Origin of the sequence: Streptomyces sp. NPDC001502 (assembly GCF_042894785.1) — a bacterium.
Taxonomy (GTDB): Bacteria; Actinomycetota; Actinomycetes; order Streptomycetales; family Streptomycetaceae; genus Streptomyces; species Streptomyces kutzneri.
Window position 1 is genome coordinate 425,707 of the sequence record NZ_JBIAVW010000001.1, and the last position, 13,924, is coordinate 439,630.

General features: G+C 74.7%; 6 protein-coding genes. All 6 read left to right on the forward strand.

Translation table 11 applies throughout. The features are described 5' to 3' along the window. Nucleotide 1 precedes the first annotated feature (1 nt). The 6 genes from ACFY0D_RS02035 to ACFY0D_RS02060 are packed head-to-tail and all read left to right on the forward strand — an operon-like array spanning nucleotide 2 to nucleotide 13,924. Entirely contained in the window at nucleotides 2-1,294 is a 1,293-nt protein-coding gene (locus ACFY0D_RS02035; RefSeq protein ID WP_390796490.1) for a MupA/Atu3671 family FMN-dependent luciferase-like monooxygenase, read from the forward strand. After that, nucleotides 1,291-5,388, forward strand: a complete 4,098-nt coding sequence (locus ACFY0D_RS02040; RefSeq protein WP_390796491.1) for an amino acid adenylation domain-containing protein — start codon at nucleotides 1,291-1,293, stop codon at nucleotides 5,386-5,388. Before ACFY0D_RS02035 ends, ACFY0D_RS02040 begins: the two co-directional genes overlap by 4 nt. Beyond that, nucleotides 5,381-6,649, forward strand: coding sequence for an MFS transporter (locus tag ACFY0D_RS02045; protein WP_390796492.1), 1,269 nt, complete (start codon nucleotides 5,381-5,383; stop codon nucleotides 6,647-6,649). Before ACFY0D_RS02040 ends, ACFY0D_RS02045 begins: the two co-directional genes overlap by 8 nt. After that, nucleotides 6,646-9,804 (forward strand): condensation domain-containing protein, encoded by a 3,159-nt coding sequence (locus ACFY0D_RS02050; protein ID WP_390796493.1) that lies wholly within the window; start codon nucleotides 6,646-6,648, stop codon nucleotides 9,802-9,804. The genes ACFY0D_RS02045 and ACFY0D_RS02050 overlap by 4 nt, the downstream gene beginning before the upstream one ends. Next, nucleotides 9,801-11,390 carry an AMP-binding protein gene (locus ACFY0D_RS02055; RefSeq protein ID WP_390796494.1) on the forward strand — a complete coding sequence of 530 codons (1,590 nt, stop codon included), beginning with the start codon at nucleotides 9,801-9,803 and terminating at the stop codon, nucleotides 11,388-11,390. Before ACFY0D_RS02050 ends, ACFY0D_RS02055 begins: the two co-directional genes overlap by 4 nt. Then, entirely contained in the window at nucleotides 11,387-13,924 is a 2,538-nt protein-coding gene (locus ACFY0D_RS02060; protein WP_390796495.1) for an amino acid adenylation domain-containing protein, read from the forward strand. The genes ACFY0D_RS02055 and ACFY0D_RS02060 overlap by 4 nt, the downstream gene beginning before the upstream one ends.

Consider the following 13,924-nt stretch of genomic DNA (forward strand, 5'->3'; position numbering starts at 1 on the left):
CATGGCTGACGAGAACACGACCACCGGCGCCGAGGCGGCGCAGGCCCGCATGCTCCAGGAGCGGCTCGCCTCGCTGAGCCCGGACCAGCGCGAGGTCCTGCTGCGCGCGATGCGCGAGCGCGGCCTTAAGGCGCCCGCCACCGTGGACGCGGGGGAGCGGGCCGGCGCCCGGCAGGCCGCCGCGCCGCGCCGCACCCGGCGCCCCGGCAGCACCATGGAGTTCAGCCTGTTCTTCTTCTCCGGCGACGGCACCGCCGCCGGCCCGGGGAAGTACGACCTCCTCATGGAGAGCGCCCGGTTCGCCGACGCCAACGGCTTCGCCGGGATCTGGGTGCCCGAGCGGCACTTCGTGGACTTCGGCGGGCTCTACCCCAACCCGTCGGTCCTGGCCGCGGCCATCGCCGTACAGACGCAGTCGATCCAGATCCGGGCGGGCAGCTGCGTCCTGCCGCTGCACCACCCGGTGCGGGTCGCCGAGGAGTGGGCGGTCGTCGACAACCTGTCCGGCGGGCGGGCCGCGATCTCCGCGGCCTCCGGCTGGCACCCCGACGACTTCCTCCTGGCCCCCGGCGACGGGCAGCAGCGCTACCCGCGCCGCAAGGAGGAGATGTTCGAGGCGATCGAGACGATCCAGCGGCTGTGGGCCGGGGAGAGCGTCGAACTGCCGCGCGCCGACGGCTCGCTCCAGTCGGTGCGCACCCTGCCGCGCCCGATCCAGCCCGAGCTCCCCGTGTGGGTGTCGGCGCAGGGCAGCCCCGAGACGTTCGTCAAGGCCGGTGAGGCCGGTGCGTACCTGCTGACCGGTCTCGTCGCGCAGCGGCCCGCCGACCTCAAGGACAAGATCGCCGCCTACCGGGAGGCGCTCGTCGGAGCCGGGCACGACCCGTCCCGCGCCAAGGTCACCGCGATGGTGCACACGTTCCTGGACTCCGACGACGAGAGCGCCCGGGAGATCGTGCGGGAGCCGCTGACCGGCTACCTCAAGACCTTCCTCGCGCAGCAGGACAGCTTCGGGAGCGAGTACTCCAAGCTCTCCGAGGCCGAGCGTGACGTGATGCTGAACGCCACCTTCGAGCGGTACTTCGACACGCTCGCGCTCCTCGGCACGCCCGACAAGTGCGAGTCCCTGATCGAGGACCTGGTCGACATCGGCGTGGACGAGGTGGCCTGCCTGGTCGACTTCGGCCTCGCGCCGGGCCAGGTCGTCAAGGGCCTGGAACACCTCACCGAACTCAAGAACCGGTACCGGGCCGCCGAGGCTTCCGAGGCCGCCGCCGAAGGAGACCAGTCGTGACCGAACTCGCCAACCGGCTGGCCGGCCTCACCCCCGCCCAGCGGGCCCTCCTGGACAAGAAGATGCGCGAGCGCGCCCGGACGCCCGCGACGGCCGGCCCCATCCCCCGGCGCACGGGCGGCGACCGGGTGCCGCTCACGGTGGACCAGGAGCGCATCTGGCTGATCCACCAGTTCGACGCCGAAGACCCGCTCTACAACGTGTACTTCGCCTCGAAGCTGCACGGAGAGCTGGACCGGGACGCGCTCCAGCGCGCCACCGACGCCTTCGTGGACCGCCACGAGGCGATGCGCACCACCTTCGAGCAGGACGGCCACACTCCCGTCCAGGTCGTCCACCCGGCCATGGAGGTGCCGGTCCGCCACGTCGACCTGCGCTCCGTACCGCAGGAGCGGCGCGAGGCGGAGCTGACGCGCCTGGCCACCGAGGAGATGCGCGCCCCCTTCGACCTGGTCAAGGGACCGCTGCTGCGCATCGCGGTGCTGCGGGTCGCCGACGACCGGCACGTCCTCGTCGGCACCGTCGACCACCTGGTCTGGGACCGCGGCTCGATGGGCATCTTCAACGCCGAGTTCGCCGAGTTCTACACGGCGTTCGCGACGGGCCGCGAGCCCGGACTCCCGCCCGTCGAGGTGCACTACGCGGACTACTCCGAGTGGCAGCCGCAGTGGCTGCGCGAGGAGGTCCGGCACAAGCACCTGCCGTACTGGAAGCAGAAGCTCGAAGGCGCCGAGCTGGTCCTGGAGCTGCCCACCGACCGGCCGCGCCCGCCGGTCATGACCTCCAACGGCGCCCGCTACCAGTTCCCGCTCACCCCGGAGCTGACCCAGGCGATCCGCGACCTCGCCAAGCGCGAGGACGTCACGATCAACATCGTGCTGCTCGCCGCCTGGAAGACGCTGCTGCACCGGCTCACCGGCCAGCAGGACATCGTCGTCGGCACCACCTCCTCGACCCGCGGCAGGCCCGAGACCGAGCCGATGATCGGCTACTTCCTCACGATGCTGCCGCTGCGCACCACCGTCTCGCCCGCGATGACGGTGCGCGAGCTGCTCCAGGCGACCCGCTCCACGATGCTGGGCGCCTTCGACCACTTCGACATCCCGTTCGGCACCCTGCTGGACGAGCTCGACATCCCCCGCGATCCCAGCCGTACCCCGATCTACCAGGCCTCCTTCATCCTGGTGGACTTCGTCCACGAGGACCCGCCGCCGATGGCCGGGCTGCGCGTCGAGGAGCTGATGCTCGACAACGCCACCGCCAAGGACGACGTGTTCCTCGGGTTCCTCGACGACCCGCAGCTCGCCGCCGACCACCTCCACGGCCTGTTCGAGTACAACACCGACCTGTTCGACGAGAGCACGATGGCGCGGATGGCCCGCCAGGTCGTGCGCCTCCTGGAGCAGATGACCGAGGACGCGGGACGCACCGTCCAGGACCTGTCCCTGGTCGACGCCGACGAGGCGCACACCCTGCTCGTCGAGTGGAACAGCACCGAGGCCGCGCGCGAGCCGGGCCTCGGCCTGGACGACCTGGTGCGCCGCCAGGCCGCCGCCACCCCCGACGCGGTCGCCGTCTCCTGCGGCGACGAGCGGCTGACGTACGGCGAACTCCTGGACCGCTCCGGCCGGCTGGCGTCCCACCTGCAGGCGCGCGGCGTGGTCCCCGAGACCGTCGTCGGCGTCTGCCTGGACCGCTCGGTGGACCTCGTCGTCGCCCTGCTCGGCGTGATCATGTCGGGCGGTGCCTACCTCCCGCTCGACGCCGCCTACCCGGCGCAGCGCCTCGCCGACATGACCGGCGACGCCGGCACCGGCTTCCTGCTCACGCGGGAGGCTCTGCTCGGCGCGCTCGCCGAATGCCCCGGCGAGCGGATCCGCCTGGACACCGACGCGGAGGCGATCGCCGCCGCGCCCGCCGTCCCGGCGAAGCCCGCCTCGGGCGAGGACCGGCTCGCGTACGTCATCTTCACCTCGGGTTCCACCGGCCGCCCCAAGGGCGTCGAGGTGACCCACCGCAACCTGGTCAACCTGCTCCTCTCGATGGCCCGCGAGACCGGGCTCGCCCCCGGCGACACGCTCGCCGCCGTCACCCCCGTCACCTTCGACATCGCGGGCCTGGAGCTGTACGCCCCGCTGATCAGCGGGGCCCGGGTGCACGTCGTCACCAAGGAGCAGGCCGTCGACGGCCGGCGGCTCGCCGAGCTGCTCGCCGAGACCGGCGCCACCGTCATGCAGGCCACCCCCGCCACCTGGCACCTGCTGGTGGAGGCGGGCTGGCACAACGACGGCTCGCTGCGCGTCCTGGTCGGCGGCGAGGCCCTGCCGCCCGCCCTGGCCGAACAGCTGGTCCGCGAGCCCGGCCGCACCTGGAACGTGTACGGCCCCACCGAGACCACCATCTGGTCCACGTTCCAGCGCCTGGACAGCGGCACCGAGCAGATCTCCATCGGCCGGCCGCTCGACAACACCCAGGTGTACGTCCTGGACGACCGGCTCGCCCCGGTCCCCGTCGGCATGCCCGGTGACCTGTACCTGGGCGGCACCGGCGTCGCCCGCGGCTACCGCGGCCGGCCCGGCCTGACCGCCGAGCGGTTCGTGCCCGACCCGTTCGGCGGCCGCCCCGGTGCCCGCCTCTACTTCACCGGCGACAAGGCGCGGCTGCGCGAGGACGGCACGCTCGTCTTCCTCGGCCGCGACGACGGCCAGGTCAAGCTGCGCGGCTTCCGCATCGAGCTGGGCGAGATCGAGGCCCGGCTGGAGGAGCACCCGGCGGTGCGCCGCGCGGTCGCCCTGGTCCGCGAGGACCGCCCCGGCGACAAGCGGCTCACCGGGTACGTCGAGTCCGCCGACGAGACGCTGACCGCCGAGGAGCTGCGCGAGCACCTGCGCGGCTTCCTGCCCGACTACATGGTCCCCGCCGCGATCGTCCGCCTGGAGACCTTCCCGCTGAACACCAGCGGGAAGATCGACCGCCGGGCGCTGCCCGCCCCCGCCGCCCCGCGCGACGCGGCGAGCTACGTGCCCCCGCGCGACGCCGTCGAGCTGGAGGTCGCGCACATCTGGGAGGAGGTCCTCGGGGTCTCCCCGATCGGCCTGCACGACCGGTTCTTCGACCTGGGCGGCCACTCGCTGCTCGTGCTGCGCCTGATGGCGGAGATCGAGAAGCGGTTCGGGCAGCAGCTCCCGATGGCGGCGATCTTCCGTGGCGCCACCGTCGAGCGGTTCGCCCGGATGCTGCGCGAGGGCTACCAGGACGAGACCGGGGTGCACCTGGTCGAGCTCGGCTCCGGCGACGGCACCGGCTCCCCGGTGTTCTTCGCCCACCCGGCCGGCAGCGAGGTCGTCTGTTACATGCCGTTCGCCGCGCTCGTCGAGCCCGCCGGGCGCCCGCTGTACGCGCTGGCCTCGCCGCCGCCCGTCGACGGCGAGCTGCCGTTCACCGGCTTCGGCGACCGCGCCGCCCAGTACGCCGCGCTGATCCGCGAGACCCAGCCCGAGGGCCCCTACACGGTGGCCGGCTGGTGCTACGGCGGGGCCAACGCCTTCGCCGTCGCCGGGGAGCTGGAGAAGAGCGGCGCCGAGGTGTCGGTGGTCATGATGGACGCGCACGCGCCCGCCGTCGTACCGGCCGGCTCCGAGCCGGACCCGGCCGAGATCGTCGAGGCCATCGCCGCCAACCTGCAGTGGGACTACGGCCGGCGCCTCAAGCCGCTCGCCGAACTGCAGACCATGGACGAGGACGCGCACCTCGACTACCTGCTCGGCATCGCCCGCGAGTGCGACTACCTGCCGCCGGACGCCGGACGCGAGCAGATCCGCGACATCTACGAGCTGTGGGTCGCCAACCTGCGCCTGGTGTGGAACTTCCGGCCCGGCCCCGTCCGGGGCAAGGTCACGCTGATCCGCGCCGACGAGGAGGAGTGGGACCTCGCCACCTCCTGGAACGAGCTCACCGGGCAGCACTTCGACGTCCGCACGGTCGGCGGCAACCACTACACGATGATGCGCCACCCCCACATCGAGGGCGTCGCCGAAGTCCTCAACGAGGTACTGAACGGCGCTGCCGGGAACGGTGAGGGAGACCATGCTTGAGCTGCTGAAGGACCGGACCTACATCCGGTACTGGCTGGCCGTCGTCGCCTCCTTCCTCGGTGACGCCATCACCAAGATCACCCTGATCTACGTGGTGGCCACCGAGACCGACGACCCGGTCCTGTACGTGTCCCTGGTCGTCATCGCGCAGCTGCTGCCCTTCGGCGTGCTCGGCGCGTTCGTGGGACCGCTGGCCGACCGGCTGCCGGCCCGGCTGCTCATGGTCGGCTCGGACCTGGTCCGCGTCGCCCTGGTGCTCGCGATGATCGTCGTACGGGACTCGCCGCTGCTGCTGCTCGTGCTCATCCTGCTCAGCGGCATCGCCAAGGCCTTCTTCGAGACGGCCCGCATCACCGCGATCCCGCTGATCGTGCGCGGGCACAGCATCCCCACGGCGGTCGCCCTCTTCCAGTCCACCAACCACACCCTCAACCTGGTGGGCCCGGCGCTCGGCGGGCTGCTCATCGCCTTCGGCAGCGTCACCACGGTCTTCGTGTTCGACGCGGTGACGTTCGTGCTCTCGGCGGTGCTGCTCGCCAGCATGGCGGTGCTGCGGGAGGTGCCCGTGCGGGGCGCCGCCAGCGGCCGCGAGGGGTACTGGCAGTCGCTGCGGACCGGCATCTCCGGTGTGCTCGCCGTGCCCTCGCTGCGCTTCCTGGCGATCGTCATGGTCCCGGTGATGCTGGTCCTCGGCCTGTTCACCACCAACCTCAACTCCCAGCTCCTGAGCGTCTTCGAGCTGCCGGCCTTCGAGTACGGGCTGGCGCAGGCCGGCTTCGGCGCGGGCTGCGTGATCGGCGCGCTCACCGGTCCGCCGCTGGTGCGCCGGTTCTCCGACCGGGGGCTGCTCATCGGGTCGATCGTGCTCTTCGGCGCCTCCCTGCTGCTGCTCGCCCCCACGGGCGCGGCATGGGAGGCCACCGACCAGGGCGCACTCGGTCTGACCGTCGTCCTGCTCTGGTGCGTCCTGGCCGGTCTCGGCTCGGGGCTCTTCCAGGTGCCGGTCGCCAACACGCTCCTCAGCGACCTGCCCGAGGAGCTGCGCGGCCGCGGCGTCGGCCTGCTCAACGCCCTGATGGTCAACTTCACCGTCCTCGGCGTGGTCGTCGGCGGCCTGCTCGCCGGACTCGTCGGCATCGCCGACTCCATCGTCGTGGCCGGCGGCGTCCTCGTCGTCGCGGCCCTCGTCCTGCTCGTCCCCCGGCTGCGCGGCGGCCGCGGGGACCGGGCGGGCACCCCGGAACCGGAGGCCGTCGCATGAGCACGCTTGACCTGCCCGCGCTTCCCCTGACCCCCGCCCAGCGGCGGCTGTGGGCCCTGGGCCAGCTCCGGCCCGGCGACCCGTTCTTCAGCATCCCCTTCGCCGTCACCATCGAGGGCCCGCTCGACGGCGACGCCCTGCAGCGCGCCCTGGACGCCCTCGTCCAGCGGCACGACGCGCTGCGGGTGCGCATCGAGCGGGACGCCGACGGCGAGCCCGTACAGCGGATCGGGGCGCCCGGTCCCCTCGCCCTCGACCGTGTCGACGTGACGCGGGAGGAGGCGGCCGGCCGCGCGGACGCCTTCGCCCGCACGCCCTTCGACCTCGACGGCGGGCCGCTGCTGCGGGCCGAGCTGCTGCGCCTGTCCGAGACGCGGCACCAGCTCCTCGTCGGCGTCCACCACATCGTGTTCGACGGTGCCTCGCTGGAACTGTTCACCGCGGAACTCGTCGCCCTGTACGGGGCGTTCGCGGGCGGCCTCGCCGACCCGCTGCCCCGTCCCGCCGTCGGGTACGGGGAGTTCCTCGCCGCACGCACCGCGCTGGACGAGGCGGCCAGGCCCGAACGGCTCGCCTACTGGACGCAGCGCCTGGCCGGCGCCCCCGAACTCCTCGAACTGCCGCTCGCCGGGCCCCGCCGGGCGCGGGCCGGGCACGCCGGGGCCCGGGTCACCACTCTCGTACCCGAGCCGGTCGTGGAGCCGCTGCGCCGGCTGGCCCGCACCAAGCGCGCCAGCCTGTTCATGGTGCTCAAGGCCGCGGTGGACGTGGTGCTCAGCCAGTACGGCGGCACCGACGTGCTGACCGGCATGGCCGTCTCCGGCCGCGACACCACCGAGAGCGCCGGCGTCATCGGCTACCTCACCCGGCCCGTCGTCCTGCGCGGAGAGCTTGCCGGCGACCCGGAGTTCACCGACCTGGTCGGCCGGGTGCGCGGGGACCTCCTCGACGCCCTCGACCACCCCGACCTGCTCGTCGACGAGGTCATGGACCGGCTCGGGCTCGCCCGCGACCCGAGCTACCACCCGCTCTACCAGGTCATGTACACGCACGCGCCGGCCGCGCCCGTCCACGAGGCGGCCGGCTCCCGGTTCGGCGCGGCCGAGCTGCGCCTGCCCACCATGAAGACCGATCTGGCGATCGACACCGTGGAGACCGGGGACGGCCTGCTGGCCCTCGCGGACTACCGCACCGACCTCTTCGACGAGGCCACCGCCCGGCTGCTGCTCGACCGGCTGCGCACCGTCCTGGAACGCATCGGCGCGGACCCGAAGTCCCGTGTCTCCGCGCTGCTGCGCACCGAGGCCCCGGCGCCCGTGGCGGCGTACGAGGACGCGGCCACCCTGCACGGGCTGGTCGCCGAGCAGATCGCCCGCACCCCCGACGCGGTCGCGGTGGCCGCGGGGGCGCGCACCTGGACGTACCGCGAACTCGACCGCGCGGCCGACCGGGTGGCGGCGCGCCTGCGGGCGCTCGGGGCCGGCCCCGAGACCCCCGTCGGGGTGTGCGTCCCGAAGTCCTTCGCGCTGGCCGCGGCCCAGCTCGGGGTGGTCAGGGCGGGCGGCACGTGCGTACCGCTCGACCCGGAGCTGCCCGCGTTCCTGCTGCGGCTCGCCGTGGACGACGAGGGACTGCGGACGGTCCTCGCCGACCCGTACTCCGGCGCCCTGTTCGACCACACCCGGGTCGACGTGCTCGACCCGGAGGACGCCGCCGGCGAGGACGGGGCGGCGCCGCAGGCCCCAGGGGTCACCGCGCGGGGCGCCGCCTGGGTGCTGCGCACGGCCGGCGTCACCGGCGAGCCGCGCGCGGTCGTCGCCGAGCACCGCAACCTGGTGTCCCGGCTGCGCTGGGCCCACCGCGAGCTGCCCGCGCCCGCCTTCGACGCGGTCGCCCTGCTGGCGGCCCCGGACTCGCCGGCCGCGTTCCTGGAGCTGTTCGGCCCGCTGACCCGGGGCGGCCGCGCGGTCGTCCCCACCGGCGGCGACGCGGCCACCGTGCTCGCGGCCCCCGCCGAGCTCGCGGGGCTGCTCACCGGCGGCGCGCGGGTCCCCGTACTCACCACGGGCGAGCCCCTGTTCCCCGGCACCCTCGCGGCCGCGCTGGCCGCCGGGGCCACGGACGTGCACCAGCTGTACATGTGCGCCGAGACGGCCGGCCCCGCGCTCGCGGGCCCGGCGCGGTCCCCGGAGGGGGCGGGCTACGGCCCCCTGCCGCTGGGGCTGCCGGCCGGCGCCACGGCGTACGTCCTGGACGCGCGCGGTGCGATCGCGGCGACCGGCGCGGTCGGCGAACTGCACATCGGCGGCCCGGCCGTCACCCGCGGCTACCTGGACCGGGCGCGCGCCACCGCCGAAGGGTTCCTGCCCGACCCGTTCGGCGGGGAGCCCGGCGCACGCCTGTTCGCCACCGGCGACCTGGCCCGCCGGCTCCCCGACGGGCGGATCGTCCTCGCCGGCCGGTCCGGCGACCACGCCCTGGTGCGGGGCGTCCGCGTGGCCGCCCTCGACGTCGAGGCCGCGCTGCTCGCGCACCCCGGTGTCGTCCGGGCGCAGGTCCTGACCGACCCGGCGGACGGCTCCCTCGCGGCGGCCGTGGCGGCCCGGCCGGGCGCGGACCTCACCGTCGACGCACTCCGTACCCACCTGCGGGACCTGCTGCCCGGCCACCTGCTGCCCGCCCGGCTGCACCTGGCCGACCGGCTGCCGCTGCTGCCGGGCGGGCGCCCCGACCGGGAGGCGATCGCCAAGCTGCTCGCCGAGGCGGCCGCCGCCGGGGCCGGGCAGCCGGCCGACGGAGCCGACGCGCAGCCGGCGAGCGACGCCGAGCGGACCGTCGCCGCGGCCTGGGAGCAGGTGCTGGGCCGGCCGGTCGGAGCGTCGGAGAACTTCTTCGACGTCGGCGGCAACTCGCTGCTCCTGATCCGGCTGCGCGACCGGCTGCGCAGCGCACTGGAGCGGGAGGTCGACGTCGTGGACCTGTTCCGGCACTCCACCGTCCAGGCGATGGCCGCCTTCCTGGGCGGCGCCCCCGCCACGGACGCCCCGTCGGCCGCCGGGGAGCGCGGGCAGAGCCGGGCCCAGGCCCGCGCCGAGGCCATGCGCGCCCGCGGCCGCACCCGCCAGACCAGCACACCGATACCGAGGAAGCGATGAACGACCGGCAACAGCGCACGCTCTACCAGTGGTTCGAGGAATCGGCCCTGCGTCACCCCGGCCTGCCCGCCCTGGAGATCGGCGACGAGGTACTGACCTACGGCGAGGTGCGCGCCCTCGCGCTCACCCTCGCCGACCGCATCGCCGCCAAGCACGGCTCGCTGCCCACCCGGGTGGCGCTCGCCGCCACCCGCTCGGTCGCCGCGTACGCCGGCTACCTGGCGATCCAGCGGCTCGGCGCGAGCGTCGTCCCGCTCAACCCCGACTACCCCGCGCAGCGCAACCTCGACATCGCCCAGCGGGCCGGTGTGCAGGTGGCTCTCGTGGACACCCGGTCCGCCGGCCTGTTCACCCGGCTGCCCGAGCGCCACCGGCCGACCGTCCTCGGACTCGACGAGGACGAGCGGGTGTCCGCGGCGGCGGCCGAGGTGCCGGAGCAGTCGCTGCCGCCGGTCCCGGACGACCCGGACCGCGAGGCGTACCTGCTGTTCACGTCCGGTTCCACCGGCCAGCCCAAGGGCGTGCCGATCCGGCACCGGAACACCTCGCTGTTCCTCGCGCACACCATCGAGCGGTACGAGATCGCGCCGGGCGCGCGGCTCACCCAGACCTTCGGCCTGACCTTCGACGCGAGCCTCATCGACCTGTTCGCGACCTGGGGCGGCGGCGCCACCCTGGTGGTGCCGCTCGCCGCCGACCTGTACCGGCCGGTCGACTTCATCGTCGAACGCGAGCTCACCCACTGGTTCTCGGTGCCCTCGGTGATCCGGGAGGCCCAGCGGCTCGGCAACCTGCCCCTGGGCCGCGCCGGGAACCTCCGGCACAGCATGTTCGGCGCCGAGCCGGTCACCGCCCAGCACGCCGCGCTCTGGCGCGCGGTCGCCCCGAACGCCGTGATCCACAACGTGTACGGGCCCACCGAGCTGACGGTGTGCTGCACCAACCACGCTCTGTCCGGGCCGAGTACGCACTGGCCGGAGTTCTCCAACGGCACCGTGCCGATCGGCGTCCCGTTCCCCGGCATGGAGATGGTGCTGCTCGACGAGGACGGCCTGGCGGCCGACGAGGGCGAGCTGTGTGTGCGCGGCCCGCAGCGCTTCGGCGGCTACCTCGACCCGCGCGAGAACGCCGGGCGGTTCGTGTCGTACGAGCCCGGCGCCGGCCCCGCCGCGGGCTACGACGGCAGCACCGCGCTGACCGACCGCCACTGGTACCGCACCGGCGACCGGGTCCGGCGCGAGAACGGGCTCTACGTGCACTGGGGCCGCCTCGACCAGCAGGTCAAGGTACGCGGCTTCCGCATCGAGCTCGGCGAGGTCGAGGCGGCCGTGCACCGCCACCCGCACGTCATCGACGCCGCGGTGCTCGCGCTGCCCGGCCCGGACGGCGAGACCGAGCTCGTCGGCGCCTACGCGGGCCGCGAGGTGGACCCCGAGCGGTTCGACGCCTGGCTGCGCGAGCTGCTGCCGCTGCACATGGTGCCCGCCTCGCTCACCCACCTGCCGGGCGGGCTGCCGCTCAACGACAACGGAAAGACGGACCGCAAGGCACTGGCGCGGATCCTCGACACGACGGAGGGGTCATGACCGACGCGCTGGAGTACTGGCGAACCGAACTCGCGGGCCTGGAACCGCTGGAGCCGGCCACCGACCGGCCGCGCCCCTCGGCGCGCACCGGCGCCCTGGGCCACCTCACCCGCACCGTCCCGGCCGGCACGGCGCAGGCGCTGGACAAGGCGGCCGCCGAGTACGGCGCCCCGCTGTCCGCCGTGCTGCTCGCCGCCTACCAGGTGCTGCTCGGCCGGTGGACCCGGCAGCGCGACCTCGCGGTGGGCGTCCCGGGCGCCGACGGCGGCCTGGCCGTCGTACGCGCCGACCTGGCCGCGGGCCCGGCCTTCGCCGAGCTCGTGGCCCGGACCGACGCCGCGCTGACCCGCGGCCGGGCCGCCGCGCTGCCGGTGGCCCGCCTGGCCGCCGCGTTCGAACCCGGAGCCGACGGCCACCACCCCGTCGTCCAGGCCCTGTTCACGGACGGGCCGGCCTACCGGGCCGAGGGCGTCTGCCCGCCCGACCTGACCCTGGCGCTCGACCCGGTCCCCGGCCGGGGCGGCCTCGGCCTGCGCGTCGGCTTCGCCGCCGAGCTGTTCGACGCGGCGAGCGCGGAGCGGTTCACCGACGGCTACCTGACCCTGCTCACCGCGATCGCCGAAACCCCCGGCATCGCGCTGGACGGACTCGATCCGCTCGGCGCCGCCGAGCGCGAGCTGCTGCTCACCGGCTGGGGCCGCGGCCGCGCCGCCTTCCCCGAGGCCGCCGACGCGGACGCCGACGCGGACGTGGCCGTGGACGTGGCCGGTCTGGTCGCCGGGCAGGCCCGGCGCGTCCCCGACGCCGTCGCGGTCGTCTTCGGTACCGAGGAGGTCACCTACCGGGAGCTCGACGCCCGCGCCGACCGCCTCGCCCACCACCTGCGCGGCCTCGGCGCCGGCCCCGACGTGCCCGTCGCGGTCTGCCTGGAGCGCGGCCCCGAACTGGTCGTGGCGCTGCTCGCCGTGCTCCGGTCGGGTGCGGCCTACGTGCCGCTCGACCCCCAGCACCCGGTCGACCGCCTGGAGTTCGTCCTGCGGGACACGGCCGCGCCGGTGGTCGTCACCCAGGAGTCGCTGCGCGGGCGGCTGTCCGGTGGCGACGGCGCGGGGCCCCGTACGCTCGTCGCGGTCGACACCGACGCGGCGGCGATCGCCGCTTCCCCCGTCGTGGAACCGGCGACGGCCGCCGGGCCCGGGCACCTCGCCTACGTCCTCTACACCTCCGGCTCCACCGGCACCCCCAAGGGCGTCGCCGTCACCCGCGGCGGCTTCCGCAACCTGCTGTGCGGCATGCGGGAGACCTTCCCGGCACCGGCGAACGAGCGGGTCCTGTTCACCACCTCGGCCACCTTCGACATCGCGGGCGTCGAGGTGTTCCTGCCGCTGATCACCGGCGGCCGGATCATCGGCGCGTACCAGGACCAGATCCACAACCCGCCCGCCCTCGCCGAGCTGATCGACCGGCACGCCGTCACCCTCGTCCAGGCCACGCCGTCCGCGCTGCGCCCGCTCCTGGACGCGCTCGGCGACCGGCCGCGCGCCCTGGAGATCTTCGCCGCCGGAGAAGCCCTGCCCGCCGAACTGGCCGCGCGGATGCTGCGCGCCGGCACCCGGGTCCTCAACGGCTACGGCCCGACGGAGACCACCGTCTACGCCTCCGTCGCCGAGATCGCCGGCGCCACCGGCGCCGTCCCCATCGGCCGCCCCACCGCCGGCACCGAGCTGTACGTCGTCGACGACGCGGACCGCCCGGTCCCCGTCGGCGTACCCGGCGAACTGCTCATCGGCGGCGCCGGCGTGGCCCGCGGCTACCTCGGCCGCGACGACCTGACCGCCGAGCGCTTCACCCGCAACCCGTTCGCCGCGGGCCGCGTCTACCGCACCGGCGACCTGGTGCGGTGGCTGCCCGGCGGCGAACTGGAGTTCCTCGGCCGCCTCGACCACCAGGTCAAGGTCCGCGGGTTCCGCATCGAACTCGGCGAGATCGAGGCCGCGCTGCTGGCCCACGAGGACGTCGGCTCCTGCGCCGTCACCGTCCGCGAGGACGTGCCCGGCGAGAAGACGCTCGTGGCGTACGTCGTCCCGGTGTCCGGCCGCCCGGTGCCGGGCATCGGCGCGCTGCGCGACTGGTGCGGCCGCACCCTGCCCGGCTACATGGTGCCCGGTACGTACGTCTTCCTGGACCGGATGCCGCTGACCACCAGCGGCAAGACCGACCGCAAGGCGCTGCCCGCTCCGGACGGCGAACGCACCGGCCTGGAGGCCGAGTTCATCGCCCCGCGCACCCCTGCCGAGCGGGCCGTGGCCCGGGTGTGGGCCGAGACGCTGTACGCCGACGAGGTCGGCGCCGGGGACGACTTCTTCGACCTCGGCGGCGACTCGCTGACCGCGACCCGGGTGGCGCTGCGGCTCCAGGAGGAGTTCGGCCTGGAGATACCGGTGCGCACCCTGTTCACCTACTCGACCGTCGAGTCGCTCGCGGGGGCCCTGACCGTCGCCCGCCGCACCGGCGCGTTCCCGGCCGGAGGCTGA

Coding starts and splice junctions, on each gene's coding strand:
- ACFY0D_RS02060 (WP_390796495.1), top strand. CDS start 11,387: ATGACCGACGCGCTGGAGTACTGGCGAACCGAACTCGCGGGCCTGGAA.
- ACFY0D_RS02035 (WP_390796490.1), top strand. CDS start 2: ATGGCTGACGAGAACACGACCACCGGCGCCGAGGCGGCGCAGGCCCGC.
- ACFY0D_RS02050 (WP_390796493.1), top strand. CDS start 6,646: ATGAGCACGCTTGACCTGCCCGCGCTTCCCCTGACCCCCGCCCAGCGG.
- ACFY0D_RS02055 (WP_390796494.1), top strand. CDS start 9,801: ATGAACGACCGGCAACAGCGCACGCTCTACCAGTGGTTCGAGGAATCG.
- ACFY0D_RS02045 (WP_390796492.1), top strand. CDS start 5,381: ATGCTTGAGCTGCTGAAGGACCGGACCTACATCCGGTACTGGCTGGCC.